Raw genomic sequence first — 16,568 nt, 5'->3', positions numbered from 1 at the left:
GGGTGCGTCCCGCGTCCTAACGTCGGCAGACGCCCGCAGGACGGCACCCGTGTCCGCACACCCCGCGACCGGGCGGCCGTCCGCACCGCCCCCGCGCCACCCCGCGCTCCACCGCCGTCCCTCGCCGGAGCCCCTCGTGTCGTCCCAGCCCGCCCCCTCCCCCACCGCGCCGCCGTCCCTGACCGAGGTCGAGACGCACGGCGTCGAACGCATCCCCGACGCCGACCGCACCGCGACCCCCTTCGACCTGTTCCGGCTCGCCTTCGGCGGCGCCAACACCTTCTCCACCTGCGTCCTGGGCGCGTTCCCGATCCTGTTCGGGCTGTCCTTCTGGCAGGGCCTTGCGGCCACCCTGCTCGGGGTCGTCGTCGGCGCCCTGATCCTGTGCCCGATGGCCGTGTTCGGCCCGGCCAACGGCACCAACAACGCCGTCTCCTCCTCCGCGCACCTCGGGGTGCACGGGCGCGTGGTCGGCTCGTTCCTCTCCCTGCTGACCGCCGTCGCGTTCTTCTCGCTGTCGGTGTGGAGTTCCGGGGACGCCCTGGTCGGCGGCGCCCACCGGCTGTTCGGCCTGAGCCGCGGCGACCTCTCCTACGTCGTCGCCTACGCGCTGTTCGCCGGTCTGGTGCTCGCGGTGTGCGTGTACGGGTTCCGGTTCATGCTGTTCGTCAACAAGGTCGCGGTGGCCTCGGCGACGGCCCTGTTCCTGCTCGGTGCCGTCGCGTTCGCCGGTGACTTCGACCCGTCGTACGCGGGTTCCTTCACGGACCCGGTCGCCTCCGACGCCGGGATGTTCTGGCCGTCGTTCATCGGCTCGGCCCTCATCGTGCTGTCGAACCCGGTGTCGTTCGGGGCGTTCCTCGGCGACTGGTCGCGCTACATCCCGGCGACCGTGCCGCGCCGCCGGGTGATCGGGGCCGCGTTCCTGTCGCAGATCGCGACGCTGCTGCCGTTCGTCTTCGGCCTGGCGACCGCGAGCGTCATCGCCTCGAAGGCACCCGACTACGTCGACCCGGCGGCCCCCGACTACGTGGGCGGCCTCCTCGCGATCTCGCCGGGCTGGTACTTCCTGCCGGTCTGTCTGCTGGCCCTGATCGGCGGCATGTCGACGGGCACGACCGCGCTGTACGGGACCGGTCTCGACTTCTCGTCGGTGTTCCCCCGGCTGTCCCGGGTGCAGGCGACGGTGCTGGTCGGCGTGGTGTCGATCGGGTTCATCTTCATCGGGCGGTTCGCCCTGGACCTGGTGCAGTCGATCTCGACGTTCGCCACGGTGATCATCACGTGCACCACGCCGTGGATGGTCGTGATGATGCTGGGCTTCCTCGTCCGGCGCGGCTGGTACGACCCGGAGGCGCTCCAGGTCTTCAACCGGCGTCAGCGCGGCGGCCGTTACTGGTTCACGCACGGCTGGAACTGGCGGGGCATGACCGCCTGGTGGGTGGCCGCGGTGATCGGCGTGCTCTTCACGAACATCCCGGGCCAGTTCGTGGGCCCGCTCGGCGATCTGGCCAACGGCGTCGACGTCAGCCTTCCGCTGTCCCTGGTCGTCGCCGCGGTGCTGTATCTGGCCTTGCTGTGGCTGTTCCCCGAGCCCCGCGCGGCGTACGGTCCCGGGGGCGCGCGGCTGGTCCGCACCATCGAGACGCCGGTCGAGCCGATCACCGGGCCCGGTGCCCCGGTCGCCGACCAGTCGCCGAGGCCGGTGCTCTGACCTGCGCCGGGGCCCGTTGTCAGTGCCTTCGGTTACGTTGTCCGACATGACCAACTTCGGGCGGGTGGCGGCGGTTTGGCCGGGGCGGCTGCCGGGCGAGTGGCAGGTGCCGGGGCGGTGGGGGCGGCGGATGTGCTGGCGGCGGTGGCCGGGGCGGTGGGTTCTCGGATGGAGGTGCTGTTCGACAGCGGGGTGCGGAGTCGGGCCGAGGTGTTCAAGGCACTCGCGCTGGGGGCGCGGGCGGTGCTGGTCGCCGGCCCGCCGGATTCCTCGGGAGCAGGTCCTGCACTGGGAGCGGTGGTAGCACCGACCAGAACAGCGAGGACCAGAACAGTGAGGCGTACGTCACATTTACGCGTGCGGTGTCACATTCGGCGGCCCCGATCCCGTCACAGCTGTGAGCACCCACACCCTCAGCCGCCGCGAGACCTCCCCAGGCCTCCCGACCGGCCGAACCCCTGGTCGTCGAGTACGGGGGTGCCGACGACCAGGTGCCGCGTGCGACGCGGCGGAGGGAGCGGGCTGATCGAGAGGTTGCCGCAGCGTCATGGGCTCGCCGCGGCAACTTCTCGGTCAGGGTTCAGCCCTGGTCCGCCACGAAGGACGCCATCCGGGCCAGGGCGGCGTTCCAGTTGACGGCGGTCTCATTGGTCGACCACGACTCGATGTCGTCGAGGTAGCAGAACTGGCCGACGCAGCCCTGGAGTCGGCTCTGCGCGAGGGGGTCCTGGATGCTGGAGTTCGGCCCGCCCGCCAGGGTTCCGCGCGGCGGCGACGGCAGGTTGGGGTCCAGCTGGTGGGCGTACCAACGGCTGTGCTGCTGATGGGAGTTGACCTCGCCGTAGCCGGTGACGTACGAGGTGTTCAGGGCGTTGCGGCCGAGGATGTAGTCCATGCTCTGCACCGCGCCGTCCCGGTAGCGCGCGGCGCCGGTGAGGTCGAAGGCGGTGGCGAGGACGACGGCGTTGTTGAGCACCTGGTGGCTGGAGCCCCAGTCGTAGACGTTGCCGGGCGGCGCGTACGGCATGCCGTAGGGCTGGGAGTCGAGGGTGGCGAGGTAGCCGTCGGCGCCCTCGACGACGGACCGGCGTATCTGTTCCCGGCCGGGCAACGCGCTCGGCACCGTGGCGAGGTCGAGGCGCCCCGCCGCCGCCGTGCGGCCCCAGTCGAAGCCGAGGGCGCCGAAGATGTCGGCCGTGTGCACCGGCGAGTTGAGCACGTGGTCGGCGAACTGCCCTTCCCCGGTGGTGAGATACAGCTCGGCCGCCGCCCAGTAGAACTCGTCGGTCGCGTCGTCGTCGGGGTAGGCGCCGCCGCCGATGCCGTCGTCGGCGGAGGGATGCATCGCGGGGTGGGCGAGCGCGGCCGTCCATGCGGCGCGGGCCGCGGTGAGGGCCCGGTCGGCGAACTGCCGGTCGTAGGGGCGGTAGAGGCGGGCGGCCTGGGCGGCGGTGGCGGCGAGGTTCAGGGTGGCCTGGGTGGACGGCGGGTGCAGTTCGCGCTTCTGGGGGTCGGCGGAGGGCAGCAGGGGCAGGCTCGTCCACTGTTCGTCGTGGATCTTGTGATGGGCCATGCCCGCGAGGGGCTGTCCCCCGGGCACCTGCATCCTCAGCAGGAACTCCAGCTCCCAGCGGGCCTCGTCGAGGACGTCCGGCACGCCGTTGCCGCTCTCCGGGAGCGCGAGGGTGCCGTCGCCGAGCCGGTCGGGGTGGCCGGTGCCGGCCAGCAGCGAGCGTTCGTAGGTGCTGAGCAGCTCCCAGGTGGCGATGCCGCCGTTGACGACGTACTTGCCGTGGTCGCCGGCGTCGTACCAGCCGCCGTTCACGTCCAACGTGTAGTCGCACAGGCCGGGTTGGCAGGGGACGTCGTGGTCACCCCGGTTGGGGGCGACGTCGAGATGACCGGCGGCGCGGCCGTAGCCGGGGCGCAGGTCGTCGCGGACCGCGATGCCGCTGCGCTGGGTGTAGTAGTACTTCAGCGAGTCGAGCCGCAGTTCCTCGTAGGCGCCCGCGCCGATGTCGAACGGGCGGCTGGTCTCCCCGTCGGCGACCAGCGTGAAGCCCTGGCCCGCCGTGCGGTAGGCGCCGAAGTCGAGGGAGTGGACGCGCTGTCCGGAGGACACGTCGAGCCCGCGCGGCACGGTCCAGCCGCGGGCCACCGTGACACCGGCGGCGTTGCGCAACTCCCAGGCCAGCCGCGCGCCCGCGTCGGTGACGAGCGTGGCGTTCTTCGGCCCGGCGGGCAGATACGCGACCTGGTTGACCCGCACCCGGGGTCCGGTGTCGGGCGCGTACGCCGGGGAGTCGGCGGTGCCCTGGGAGGCGGCCCTCCAGGACGCGACGGCGACATCGAGGGCGCCGTTCGCCCACCCCTCGCCGAAGGCTCCGTTCCTCGACAACTCCCTCGGCGCGAGGGCGCCGTTCACCTGCGCTCCGGCCCCGGGGAGGGCCCCGGCGAAGGCCCCGGCGAGGGCGCCGTTGCCCGACTGCCCGGCCCCGGCGGCCGAGGCGCCGTTCCTCCACTCCACGCCTCCGGCAAAGGTGCCGCTCCGCGCTCCCTCACCCCCCTCGGCGGCCGCCGGCGTGACCGGTAACGCGGTGAGTACGGCACTCAACAGGGCCGTGAAGGTGAGCAGGGCTGTGCTGCGTCGTGGCACGTCTGGGCTCCTCGGGCGGAGATGGGGGGACGCTCCCACGGCGCACAGCGCGCGGTTTGGAGCGCTCCCAGATGCGGACGCGGCCCATGTTTGTTCGCGACATGACATTACGTCAACCGGTCCGGGCGGACGGAGGCGCCGCCCGGACCGTGACGGGGGCTCAGCCGGCCGGTGCCTCCAGCCTGCTGATCCGGACCGCGCCCACGGCCTGCCCGGGGTGAGCGCTGGTCAGGGTGAGGCGCAGCCGGGAGCCGCGCACGGCGTCGAAGGTGACGACACTCGGCGCGTCGGAGGCGGTGGCCCAGTCGACGGCGGCGCCCGTGACCGGCGTGAACCGGTGGCCGTTCCAGACGGCGACCTCGACGGCGGACGGCAGGCTGTGCGTGGCGTCGACGGTGAAGGAGACCTCGACCCGGTCGACGGTCCGGCCGCGTCCGAAGTCGACCGAGACCCAGTCCTCGGCCCTGGCCCCGTCGAACGCGGGCAGCAGCGCGGTGGCCTGCTTCGCGAAGCCGTTGGACCAGCCGGTGGCCGGGTCGTCGTCGAGCATCGCGGCGGGCAGCGTGTCCGTCCGTCCCGAGTAACTGGCGTCCGCGTGCGGGTAGTTCGGGGCGGCCGGGTGCTCGGGCGCGAAGACGGGGGCCGGGGTGGTGGCCGCCGAGCGGGCCGGGGTGGTCCGCACGCTCACCCGGCCGGTCCGCAGCCCCTGCACCCGGGCGGTGACCGTGAGACCGCCCGCCGTGCTGCCGGCGCGCACGATGGCAAGTGCCTTGCCGCAGAAGGCCGTTCGCGTGGTCGCCTGATACCGCTCGGCGCTCTCCTCCCGGCCGTTGTCGAGCCCGGCGAGGGAGCCGCCCCGCACCTCGAACGTGAGCAGGTCCTCGGCGTCGGGCAGCACCACGCCCCGGGCGTCGACGATCTCGGCGGTCACGAACACCAGCGCACGCCCGTCGGCGGCGAGGGAGGTGCGGTCGGCGGTGAGGCGGACCGCGTGCGCCGCGCCCGCCGTGCGCAGGACGTCGGTGGCGACGACCTTGCCGCCGCTGCGTGCCACCGCCTTCAACTCGCCCGCCCGGTAGGGGACTTTCCACGTCAGATGCAGTTTGCCCGCGCTGCCGTTCGGGCTGGTGTAACTGCCGGGGTAGGCGCCGGTGGTGAAGGTCTTGTCGTCGCCGGTCGCCTCGGTGGTCTCCAGGTAGGCGCGGCCGTCGGTGGTCCTCTTGGTGTCGAACTCCCGGGTGCCGAGGGACGTTCCGTTGAGGAACAGCTCCACTGAGGCCACGTTGGAGTAGGCCCACACCTCGACCGTGTCGCCGTCCCGGTGGTTCCAGGTCATCGGCACCAGATGCACCATCGGTTCCTCGACCCACTGGCTGCGGAAGAGGTGGTACATGTCCTTGGGGAAGCCTGCCGTGTCGACCGCGCCGAAGAAGGACGTCTTGACCGGGAAGACGTTGTACGGGGTCGGCTCGCCGATGTAGTCGATGCCCGACCACAGGAACTGCCCCGCGAACCACTTCCGGTCGCGGTCCTTCTTGTGGCCGTACTCCCCGCTCATGGTCCAGGGGGCGAGGTTGTTGTCGTAGGAGGACACCGACCGCCTCCCGGGGGTCTGGTTCTCCCCGGTGTTGAGGTGCTCGGGCTCCTGGTAGGCGCCTCGGGTCGAGGTCTCGGAGGACGACTCGGACTCGAAGAGGAACAGCTTCGGGTACGCCGCGTGCAGGGCGTCGACCGATGCCGCGGTGTTGTAGTTGAGGCCGAGTCCGTCGAGCTTGGCCAGCATCAGATCGGCGGCGGACCCCTGGGCGGGCACGCTCTTGTACTTGTCCGAGCCGATGACCACCGGGCGGGTGTCGTCGGCGGCCCGGATCGCGCCGATGATCCGGTCGGCCATGGCGAGCCCGGCGGTGGAGACGGAGTCGGGGATCTCGTTGCCGATCGACCACAGCACCACGGCGGGCGAGTTGCGGGCCGCGAGGACCATCTCGGTGGCGTCCTTCTCGCACCACTCGTCGAAGAACCGGCCGTAGTCGTAGCGCGTCTTGCCGGTCCGCCAGCAGTCGAACGCCTCCACCATCATCACCACGCCCAGCTCCTCGCAGACCTCGATGATCTGCGGGGAGGGCGGGTTGTGGGAGGTGCGGAAGGCGTTGACGCCCATCGACTTCATGAGGGTCAGCTGGCGGCGCACGGCGTCGATGCTGATCGCGGCGCCGATCGCGCCCTGGTCGTGGTGGAGGTCGACGCCCTTGATCTTGGTGTGGACGCCGTTGAGGTGGAACCCCTCGTCGGGGTCGAAGACGTAGGTACGGATGCCGAAGACGGTCCGGTAGGTGTCCACGGGCGCGCCGTCGACCCGCAGCTCGGTCTCCAGGGTGTAGCGGTGCGGGTCCGTGATGTCCCACAACTGCGGCCTGGCCACGTTGAGTTCATGGGTCGCGTCGGTGCGGTCGGTGACGTCGACGGTGCTGGTCGCGCGGGCCACCGTGCGGCCGCCCGGGTCCGTGACGGCCGACCTGACCTCGACGCGCCGGGCGGTGCCGGACTCGTTGGCCACCGAGGTCCGTACCCGGACGGTGGCCCGGTCGGCGGTGACCTCCGGGGTGGTGACGTAGGTGCCCCAGCGCGCCACGTGCACCGGCTCGGTGACCACGAGGCGGGCCTCGCGGTAGATGCCGCTGCCCGAGTACCAGCGGCTGCTGGGGAGTTGGTTCTGCACCTTGACGGCGATCACGTTCTCGGTGCCGTCGGTGTGCAGCAGGTCGGTGAGGTCGTAGGCGAACCCGGTGTAGCCGTAGGGGTGGTGGCCGACCTCGTGGCCGTTGCAGTGGACGTATGAGTCCATGTACACGCCGTCGAACTCCACCGAGATCCGCCGCCCCGCGAACGCGGCCGGCAGGGTGAAGGCGAGGCGGTACCAGCCGAGGCCGCCGGGCAGGAACCCGGTGCCGCTGGTGGTGCCGTGTTCGGTGGTCGGGGTCTGCTCGATGCTCCAGTCGTGCGGCACGGCGACCTCACGCCACGCCGAGTCGTCGTAGCCGGGGTCGGCGGCCTGTGCGTAGGCGCCGGTCGGATCGGTGATCCCGCCCGCGTCGACCAGCGCGAACCGCCAGCCGTCGCGCAGGGCGACGGTGTGGCGGCCTGCGGCCGTCCCGGCGGGCTCGGCGGCCTGTGCCGCCGAGGTGCCGAGGAGCGCTCCGGCCGCCGGGGCGGCGGCGGAGGCGAGCAGAACCGATCTGCGAGTGACCGTCATGGCGGCTCTCCCTCATCAGGGCCCAGAAGTACTCACAACTGATCGTGAACACACAGATTCTGGCGGTGAGCGGCTCTCGGCCGTCAAGGGGGCGTCGACGCTCTTCTCCGCCGATTCTCCGGGCGCCGGTCCCGGCCGGTCAGCTGCCGTGCCGGGCGGGCGGGTACCCGTCAGGTGTTCGGGTCCGCGCGCGGGTCCTACGCACTACGCTGGGATTCACGTGACGCCTGTTCACTGTGAGTGCGCACGATGGAGTGGCGACGATGAGTGCGGAGTACCCGTTCGACGAAGCGGCGACGGCGCGGGCCGTCGTCGACGACTCGGGCGTGCTCGTCGCGTGGAACCCGGGCGCCGAACGGCTGCTCGGCTGGCCGGCCGGTGAGGTCACCGGCCGCTCCGCCGCCCGGCTGCTGGCCGACGGCACCGGCCCGCCGCTCCCGCCGGACGGCATCCGCTGGCACGGCACTCTCACCCTGCGTCACCGCGACGGGCAGGCGGTCCCGGTGTGGCTGGTCGCCCACCACCGGCGGCCCCCCGAGGGCGGCCCGGGGCGGTGGATGCTGTTCAGCTCCCTCGACGGCGGCGGACCGCCCGCCCCGCAGGACCCGCTGGCGACGGCCGCGCTCATCCAGTCGCCGTGCGCGGTCGCCGTCTACGACGACCGGCTGCGGCTGCGCCGGGTCAACGCCGCGATGGCCGAGGTCATAGGGCTGCCCGAGGAGCACATCCAGGGGCTGCGGCTCGCGGAGATCGGCGGCCGCCCGCAGAGCGAGGAGCTGGAGCGGAACATGCTCCGGGTGCTCACCACCGGGCTCCCCATCGACGTCCAGACCTATATGCGCACCGGCGGCGAGGCCCGCGCGCACGCCTGGCTGGCCCGCATGGCACCGGTCACCGACGGCGAGGGCCGGGTCCGGGGTGTCTGTCTGGCCGCCCATGACATCACCGAGAACTACCTGGCCCGCGAGCGCCTCCAGCTCGTCAACGAAGCCAGCGTCCGCATCGGCACCACCCTCGACGTCACCCGAACGGCGCAGGAGCTGGCGGACGTCTGTGTGCCCGCGCTCGCCGACCTGGTCAGCGTCGACCTGCTCGACCCGCACGAGCAGGGGGAACCGCCGGGCCCACCGGCCGCCCCGGTCCGGCTGCGGCGGGCCGCGCACCGGTCGGTGAACCCCGGGACGCCCGAGGCCGTCATCACGCCGGGCCAGCTGGAGCCCTACCCGGCCGGTTCCCCGCAGGCCGACTCGCTGATCGCCGGGCGCACCACGGTCGCCGTCCTCGCCGAGCAGGGCCTCGACCCGTGGCTGGCGGCCGACGCGGTGCGCAGCGAGCGGGCCCGCGCGGTCGGCATCCACTCGACGATGTCGGTGCCGATCCGGGCGCGCGGACTGACCCTCGGGGTCGCGGTCCTGCGGCGGTTCCGGCGCCCCGATCCGTTCACCCCGGACGACGTGCTGCTGGCCGAGGAGGTCACCGCGCGCGCCGCCGTCTGCATCGACAACGCCCGCCGCTACTCCCGTGAGCGTGACACCGCCCTCGCCCTCCAGCGCAGCCTGCTGCCCCGCACCCTGCCGCGCACCGCCGCCGTCGACGCGGCCTGGCGGTATCTGCCGGCCGCGCGGGCCGGGGTGGGCGGCGACTGGTTCGACGTGATCCCGCTGTCCGGGATGCGGGTCGCGCTGGTCGTCGGGGACGTCGTCGGCCACGGCATCCAGGCCTCCGCCACCATGGGCCGGCTGCGCACCGCCGTCCGTACCCTCGCCGACATCGACCTCGCCCCCGACGAACTCCTCACCCACCTGGACGATCTGGTGGTCCGGCTGTCCGCCGAGTCCGGCGGCGAGGGCAGCCCCGGCGAGGTCGGGGCGACCTGTCTGTACGGGGTGTACGACCCGGTGTCCAGGCGCTGCACGCTGGCCAGGGCGGGTCATCCGGCGCCGTTCGTGGTGGAGCCGGGGCGGGCGCCGCGCCCGGTGACGCTGCCCGCGGGGCCGCCGTTGGGGGTGGGCGGGCTGCCGTTCGAGTCGGCCGATCTCGAACTGCCCGAGGGCAGTGTCCTCGCCTTCTACACCGACGGTCTGACGGCGAGCCGACAACGGGACGCGGACGCGGGGCACCGGCTGCTGCGCGCAGCGCTGTCGGCGCCCGCGCAGTCGTTGGACGAGACGTGTGACCGGGTGCTGCACGCGCTGTTGCCGGCCGGCGGGGTCGCCGACGACGTGGCCCTGCTGCTGGCGCGCACCCGGGGGCTTCCGGCGTCGCGGGTGGCGACCTGGCACATTCCGCCGGACCCCGCGCTGGTCGCGCCGATGCGCAAGCAGGTCGTGGAGCAGTTGGCGGCCTGGGAGCTGCAAGAGGCGGCGTTCACGGCCGAGTTGGTGGTGAGCGAGCTGGTCACCAACGCGATCCGGTACGGCGCCCGGCCGATCCGGCTGCGGCTGATCCATGACGCGGTGACGCTGATCTGCGAGGTCTCCGACACCAGCCACACGGCGCCGCACCTGCGCCGCGCCAAGACCTGGGACGAGGGCGGGCGGGGGCTGCTCCTGGTCGCGCAGCTCACCCAGCGCTGGGGCAGCCGGCACACCACGGAGGGCAAGACGATCTGGGCGGAGATCGCCCTCCTGGAGGACCCCCCGGACCTGCTGGATCTCTTCGACGTCCAGGAGATCCCGGAGCTGTAGAACCTCCAACTCCCCTGACAGCGCTAGGACTTCTCGGCCAGCCAGGGTCTGACCTGCCTGCGGGCCTCGTGCAGACGGGACTTGAAGGTGCCCAGCGCAATGCCCGCGCGTTCGGCGGCCTCGGCGTAGTCGAGCTGGCAGACGTCCCGGTAGAGCAACGGCTCGACCAGGTGCGGGCGTTCGCGCTCCAGCCGGTCCAGCGCCTCCAGCAGATCGAGCCGGGACCCGGCGATGACGCTGGTGGTGCGCGGATCGACGTGCCGTTCGTCGTCGATGGGTCCCGGCTGCTCGGCGGCGCGGCGTTTCAGCTCGCGGTACTTCTGCCGGGAACAGTTGGCGACGACGGTGTACAGCCAGGTGCTGAAACGGCTGCGGCCCTCGAAGGTGGTGATCTTGCGGGCGATCTGGAGCAGCACGTCCTGGGCCGCCTCCTCCGCGTCCTGGCGGCACGGCAGGAACCGCCCGCAGCGGCGCAGCACCTCGGGCCCCAGTTCGCGCAGCAACGACTCCAGCGCACCCGTGTCCCCGGCGGCGGCGCGCCGGGCCAGCTCCTCGGTCGATGCCAGGTCGGGCACGGGTCGCCCCTCTCTCGGTCGGACCGGCGCAGGCATGATAGCCGTATGCATTCTGTCGAACGGATCGGCCGTTATCGCCTCGCACGACGTCTGGGCACCGGCGCGTTCGGCACGGTCTGGCTGGCCCACGACGACGAGCTGGACGCGCCGGTCGCCGTCAAGGTCCTCGCCGACAACTGGAGCCACCGGCTCGATGTCCGCGAGCGGTTCCTCACCGAGGCGCGGATGCTGCGCCGGGCCGGGTCCGAGCGGGTGGCGCAGGTCTACGACATCGGTGAACTCCCGGACGGGCGGCCGTACTTCGTCATGGAGTACGCCGACGGCGGCACCCTCGCCGACCTGATCGCGAGCGGCCCGCTGCCGCCGGCGGAGGCGTTGCGGCTGACGGCGCTGGCGGCGCGGGGCGCGCAGGCGCTGCACGACGCGGGGATCGTGCACCGGGACGTCAAGCCGTCCAACGTGCTGCTGCGGGCCTCCCCCGGCACCGCCCCGCGCGTGCTGCTGGCCGACCTGGGGCTGGCCAAGAGCCTGGCGCAGGCCTCCGGGCTGACGCTGGCCGCCGGGTCGGTGGGGTACCGGCCGCCGGAGCAGGCGGAGCCGGGGGCCGGGATCGACGCGCGGGCCGACGTGTACAGCCTGGGCGCGCTCGGCTACCACCTGGTCACCGGGGTGGTGCCGGGCGAGCCGGGCAAGGTGGTCCGCCCCGACCGGCTGCGCCCCGGTCTCGACCCGGCGGTGCAGCGGGCCCTGCTGCGGGCGCTGGAGCCGGACCGGGAGCGGCGCTGGCCGACCGCCGAGGCGTTCGCCGAGGAGCTGGAGCGGCTCGCGGCCACCGGTGAACGGCCCCGCAGGCGGCGGACGGCGCTGGTGGTGGCCGTCGCCGTGGTGGCCGTGGTGGCGGCCGGCGGGGTGGGCGCGGTGCTGCTCGACGGGCGGGACGGCGCGGCGCGGACCCGGATCTCGGACAGCACCGGGCGGGTCTCGGCCGAGGTGCCGGGCGGCTGGGCCCGGCAGCTGCGGGCGTCGGGCTGGAACCCGGCGGTGCTCGGGCTGCCGGGCGGCCATGAGCCGGGGTTCGCGGTGGCGGACGACCTGGGCCGCTGGCCCGACCTGGGCTCCCGGGTGAACGGCGTGTTCGCCGGGGTGAGCACCCGGGGCGACCTCACGGCCGAGGTGGCCGCGCTCAGCCACCCCGGCTGCCACTACGAGGGCGCCCGCACCCGCCGGGACGCCCGGTGGCAGGGCCGGGTGCGCACCTGGAGCGGCTGTCCGGGCGGTGCCGGGTCGGTCACCGAGGCCGCGCTCACTCCGGTGGCCGATCCCGCTGGGCCGCAGGTGTACGTGCAGATCCGGCAGAGCGGCGGTTCCTCGGAGGCCGGTCGCATACTCGCTTCCGTACGCATCGGAAAGTGACGCGACCTGTTCCGCTCGTCGCGCGAACTTTTCCGGCGCGGCCCGCATCGGACAGAGGTGACGGGGCAGAAAGCGCCGTACGTGCCCGGCCTGCCGGGTACGCGCAGACATCCGGGAGTGTTGAGGAAGATGCCGAACAAATCCCACGTGATCCACCGGGCGACCCTGCTGGCGAGCGGTGTCGCGCTCCTCGGTCTGCTGACCGCCTGCGGCAACGGCGGCTCCTCGGCGGGCGGCCCGAGCACCCTGTCGGGCACGGCGGCCCCCGCGTCCGGGGACGCGTCGACCGCCGCGAGCGCCGATACCCCGAGCGCCGTGCCGTCGCCGACACCGACACCGTCGAACGGTGGCAGCTCCGACGCGTCGAACCCCACCGGGGTCACGCCCAGCGCGGCGGTCTCCGCGTCCGGCAGCATCAGCACCCGCTGCCACACCTCCGAGCTGCGCGCGAGCGTCGGCCGCAACGACCCCGGGGCCGGGCAGGAGAACTTCCCGATCGTCCTGACCAACACGTCGTCGCACAGCTGCACCCTGCGCGGCTACCCCGGCACCGCTTTCCTGGACGCGTCCGGCAAGCAGCTCGGCCCGAATCCGCAGCGCGGCGAGGGCTCACCCGAGACGGTGACGCTGGCCCCCGGCAGCAGCGCCTGGGCGGGCCTGACCTTCTCCAACCCCGAGGTCAGCGAGGCGCAGGCGGCCACCCCCGCGACCCTCCTGGTGACCCCGCCGAACGAACGGGACGCCCTGAAGGTGAAGTGGAACGGCGGTCAGGTGCCCGTCTCCGGGAACGCGTCCTCGGTCCGGCTGACCGTGTTCGCGCCCGGCAGCGGGGTCTGAACCGAGGGGTCCTCACCCCTCTCTTACCCGGACCTGTTTGGTTGGCGTTCCCGCCATGATCCCGTCGCAAGGACCCCGCCCTGAACACCGCGCTGGCCGAAACGCTGTCCGTCGTCCTGCTCGTCGCCGTGCTCACGGCGGCGGTGCTGCGCCCCAAGGGACTGCCCGAGGCCGTGGTCGCGGTGCCTGCGGCGGGGATCGTCGTCGCGACCGGGGCGATCTCCCTCGGCCACGCGCGCGAGGAACTCGACCGGCTCGGGCCGGTGGTGGGGTTCCTCGCGGCGGTCCTGGTGCTGGCCCACTGCTGTGACGTGGAGGGCCTGTTCCAGGCGTGCGGGGCGTGGCTGGCGCGCCGGGCGGCGGGGTCCCCGGTACGGCTGCTGACCGGGGTGTTCGTGCTGGCGTCGGTGATCACGGCCGTGCTGAGCCTGGACGCGACGGTGGTGCTGCTGACGCCGGTGGTGCTCGCCACGGCGGCCCGGGCGGGCGTGCGCGCGAAACCGCATCTCTACGCCTGCGCCCACCTGTCCAACACGGCGTCCCTGCTGCTGCCGGTCTCCAACCTCACCAATCTGCTGGCGTTCGAGGCGAGCGGGCTGAGCTTCACCCGGTTCGCGGCGCTGATGGCGCTGCCGTGGGTGGTGGCGGTGGGCGCCGAGTATCTGATCTTCCGGCGCTTCTTCCGCGCCGACCTGACCGCCGCGGTCCACTCCCCCGAGCCCGGTGAGCCGCCCGAGCTGCCCCGGTTCGCGCTGGTCACCGTCGGCTGCACCCTCGCCGGGTTCGTGGTGGCGTCCACCGTCGGGATCGAGCCGGCGTGGGTGGCGTGCGCGGGTGCCGTGGTGCTGGCGGGGCGGGTGCTGTGGCGGCGCCGGGACACCCCGCTGGCGGTGGTGCGGTCGGCGTCGCCCGCGTTCCTGGCGTTCGTGCTGGCCCTGGGCGTGGTGGTGCGGGCGGTGGTCGACAACGGGCTCGCCGACGCCCTGGACCGGGTGCTGCCCTCCGGTCACGGTGTGCTGGCGCTGCTCGGCATCGCCGTGCTGGCCGCCGTGCTGGCGAACCTCATCAACAATCTCCCGGCCGTCCTGGTCCTGCTGCCGCTGACGGCGAGCGCGGGTCCCGGTGCGGTCCTCGCGGTGCTGCTCGGCGTGAACATCGGCCCCAACCTCACGTACGCGGGGTCGCTGGCGACGTTGCTGTGGCGGCGGATCGTGCAGCGGCACGAGCAGGAGGTGGCGATCGGGGAGTTCACCCGGCTCGGCCTGCTGACCGTGCCGGCCGCGCTGCTGTCGGCCGTCGTCGCGCTGTGGCTGTCGCTCCAGGCGATCGGCGCCTGACCCGGCGCTCTCAGTGGCCCCAGCCGTATCCGCCGCCGCTCCCGTACCCCCAGCCGCCCCGGCCACCGCAGGAGTGCGGGTGGGTGGAGCAGTCCGGCACGGCCGGGGTGGCGGCGCTCGGGGTCGGCGCGGCGGTGCTCGGGGGCGCGGTCGGGGTCGGGGTGGGGGTTCTGGCGGCCTTGGGGGTGGGGGTGGGCTTGGGGGTCGGGCTGCCGGTGGTCTCGGCGTCCCAGTTGACGGCCGCCATCTGGAGGTCGGCCTTCGTGGTGTCGAACACCCAGCGCTGGGTGGCGCTGTCGCCCCGGGTCTTGAGGACCAGCGCGCCCGAGCCGTCGGTGGCGGCCGGGGTCAGCGCGAGGTCCTGGCTGCGGCGCGAGACCAGGGTGCCCTGGAGGGTGAAGTCGTAGCGGACGTTGCGGGCGTCCTGCCCCGACTCACCGGTGCAGGGCGCGAGTCGGACCGCGTAGCCGAGCCGGGAGTCGAGGCAGAGGTTGGGGTCCGTGCCGCTGCGCAGCAGCCCGTCGCTCTCGTACGCCCACTGCTGTCCGGCCGCGGTCGAGCACGTCTGCAACTCGGCCTCGGCACCGGCGGTGACCTTCGCGGATGCCGTGCCCGCGACGCCGACGCAGAGCCCGGAGTCGACGTTGTGGAGGCGGCCGTGCAGCTCGCCGTCGGCTCCGGTGCCCGCCCAGGACTGGCTGTCGTCGGAGGTGCCACGGCCGGTCTCGGGCGACGCGGCGGGGGCGGCGCCGTCGGCCGTGTCGTCGCCGGGGCCGAGGGCGGCCCACAGGGTCAGCGGAACGACGATCAGCGCGCCGACCGTCAGGACGGCGGCGGCGAGATGGCGGCGGCGGGCGGCGGCGCGCCGGGCGGCCTTGTGGGCCGAGCGCCCGCCGACGGCGCGCGGGGCGGGGGTGTCCGGTCCGGCGAAGGACTCGCCGGCCATGGCCCGCAGGGCGCTCTCCTCGGGTGCGGGCACCGGTTCGGCCAGGCCCGCGCGGGACTCGACGTACGCCTGGGCGCCCCAGCCGAGGACGGCTTCGGCGAGGGCGACGCCGAGGCCGTCGTTGAAGCAGGCCAGTTGCCGTGCGGTCCGGCGGCAGTGGGTGCATCCGGCGAGGTGGGCGGCGAGGTCGGGGTCGACGGTGAGGCCGCCGCGCCGGTAGGTGACGTCGAGCATCCGCAGATAGCGGTGGCACTCCTGCTCGGGGGCGAGTTCGCGGTGGACCTGGAGGCACTCCTCGCGCAGTCGTTCGCGGGCCCGGTCGAGTTCGACGAGGGCGTCGCTCTCGTCGAGGCCGAGCAGGGCGGCGGGGGTATGCAGCGGTTCGGACTCGACGTCGACGTGCCACAGCACACAGCGGGCGGCCTGCGGCAGCCGTTGGAACGCGCCGGAGAGCAGGCGGCGTCCGGCGGGCGGGAGCAGGCGGGCGGCGATCCGGTCGTCGGGGCCGCCGGTGGGGGTGCGCAGGTCGGGGTGGAGCAGTTCGCGGCTGCGGTCGGTGTCCCATTCGGCGGCTATGCGGCGGACGGTGACCAGGACGCGGGGGCGCCAGGCGGAGGGGGGTCCGATGTGCCGGATGGACTCGCCGAACAGCCGGGTGAAGGCGGCGGTGGTGAGCATCCCGGCGGCGCGTGGTCCGTCGGTGCACAGCCGGGCGTAGGCGAAGGCGGCTTCCCAGTGGCGGTCGAGGAGTTCACCGACCGGTTGCAGCGTGGGTGTCGTGCCTGTCCACTTCTTCAGCTCGGCGCTGAGTTGTTCGTCCGTGACCTCGAACCGGGGGTCGGAGGAGGCGGGGGAATTCGACAGGCCGGCGTCTTTCACGGCTGCATTTCCTCTCAAGGGCATGCGGCTTCAAGTCCATACCAAGCGGTATGGGGACCCGCCGACAACGCGACGGAGTCCGCTCGTACAGGGTTCGGCACCCCGAACACCCCCTCGCTACTGCCCTTTTGGGGTCGGAGGTGACCGGAAACAGCCTCGCGCACACAGCGGGAATATGAAGGTTCTGTGTGCCGACAGCCCACACCTTTGCACAGGTCAACAACGCGCAACAAGAGAGCCCCCGGTTTTGACCATTGCGTACCGTGGACCG

At 73.2% G+C, this 16,568-nt stretch carries 10 protein-coding genes; 6 read left to right on the top strand and 4 right to left on the bottom strand.

The genetic code is table 11. The features are described from left to right. Positions 1–136: 136 nt before the first annotated feature. Positions 137–1,714, top strand: a complete 1,578-nt coding sequence (locus ACIQOU_RS11705; RefSeq protein WP_401536216.1) for a purine-cytosine permease family protein — start codon at positions 137–139, stop codon at positions 1,712–1,714. 99 nt (positions 1,715–1,813) lie between these two features. Then, positions 1,814–2,350, top strand: coding sequence for an alpha-hydroxy-acid oxidizing protein (locus tag ACIQOU_RS11700; RefSeq protein ID WP_401536717.1), 537 nt, complete (start codon positions 1,814–1,816; stop codon positions 2,348–2,350). Here ACIQOU_RS11700 and ACIQOU_RS11695 read toward each other — a convergent pair. Together ACIQOU_RS11695 and ACIQOU_RS11690 are read right to left on the bottom strand one after the other, a co-directional pair. Beyond that, positions 2,295–4,370, bottom strand: a complete 2,076-nt coding sequence (locus tag ACIQOU_RS11695) for a glycoside hydrolase family 9 protein (protein ID WP_401536213.1) — start codon at positions 4,368–4,370, stop codon at positions 2,295–2,297. The two genes, ACIQOU_RS11700 and ACIQOU_RS11695, sit on opposite strands and share 56 nt — an antisense overlap. Positions 4,371–4,530: 160 nt before the next feature. Then, positions 4,531–7,623, bottom strand: coding sequence for a glycoside hydrolase family 2 TIM barrel-domain containing protein (locus tag ACIQOU_RS11690; RefSeq protein ID WP_401536211.1), 3,093 nt, complete (start codon positions 7,621–7,623; stop codon positions 4,531–4,533). Positions 7,624–7,886: 263 nt separating this feature from the next. Between ACIQOU_RS11690 and ACIQOU_RS11685 the strand changes: the two genes are divergently transcribed. Further along, positions 7,887–10,310, top strand: a complete 2,424-nt coding sequence (locus tag ACIQOU_RS11685; protein WP_401536210.1) for a SpoIIE family protein phosphatase — start codon at positions 7,887–7,889, stop codon at positions 10,308–10,310. Positions 10,311–10,333: 23 nt separating this feature from the next. Here ACIQOU_RS11685 and ACIQOU_RS11680 read toward each other — a convergent pair whose 3' ends face one another. Further along, the gene (locus ACIQOU_RS11680) at positions 10,334–10,885 is read right to left on the bottom strand and encodes an RNA polymerase sigma factor (protein WP_401536209.1); all 552 of its coding nucleotides are present in this window, start codon (positions 10,883–10,885) and stop codon (positions 10,334–10,336) included. A 45-nt stretch (positions 10,886–10,930) separates the two neighbouring features. Between ACIQOU_RS11680 and ACIQOU_RS11675 the strand changes: the two genes are divergently transcribed. The 3 genes from ACIQOU_RS11675 (at position 10,931) to ACIQOU_RS11665 (ending at position 14,472) form a co-directional block, all read left to right on the top strand. Then, positions 10,931–12,298 (top strand): serine/threonine-protein kinase, encoded by a 1,368-nt coding sequence (locus tag ACIQOU_RS11675; RefSeq protein ID WP_401536208.1) that lies wholly within the window; start codon positions 10,931–10,933, stop codon positions 12,296–12,298. 129 nt (positions 12,299–12,427) lie between these two features. Next, complete coding sequence (locus tag ACIQOU_RS11670; RefSeq protein WP_401536207.1) at positions 12,428–13,135, top strand: DUF4232 domain-containing protein; 708 nt, start codon at positions 12,428–12,430, stop codon at positions 13,133–13,135. 80 nt (positions 13,136–13,215) lie between these two features. Beyond that, entirely contained in the window at positions 13,216–14,472 is a 1,257-nt protein-coding gene (locus tag ACIQOU_RS11665; RefSeq protein ID WP_401536716.1) for an arsenic transporter, read from the top strand. 10 nt (positions 14,473–14,482) lie between these two features. On the opposite strand, the gene ACIQOU_RS11660 is transcribed toward ACIQOU_RS11665, so the two are convergent. Then, on the bottom strand, positions 14,483–16,297 hold the full coding sequence (locus ACIQOU_RS11660; RefSeq protein ID WP_401536206.1) for a ricin-type beta-trefoil lectin domain protein: 1,815 nt from the start codon (positions 16,295–16,297) through the stop codon (positions 14,483–14,485). Positions 16,298–16,568 lie beyond the last annotated feature (271 nt).

It is taken from the genome of Streptomyces sp. NPDC091279 (genome assembly GCF_044757465.1).
Classification (GTDB): Bacteria; Actinomycetota; Actinomycetes; order Streptomycetales; family Streptomycetaceae; genus Streptomyces.
Note: the sequence above shows the minus strand (reverse complement) of the source record. Positions and strands in the feature narration are given on the sequence as shown.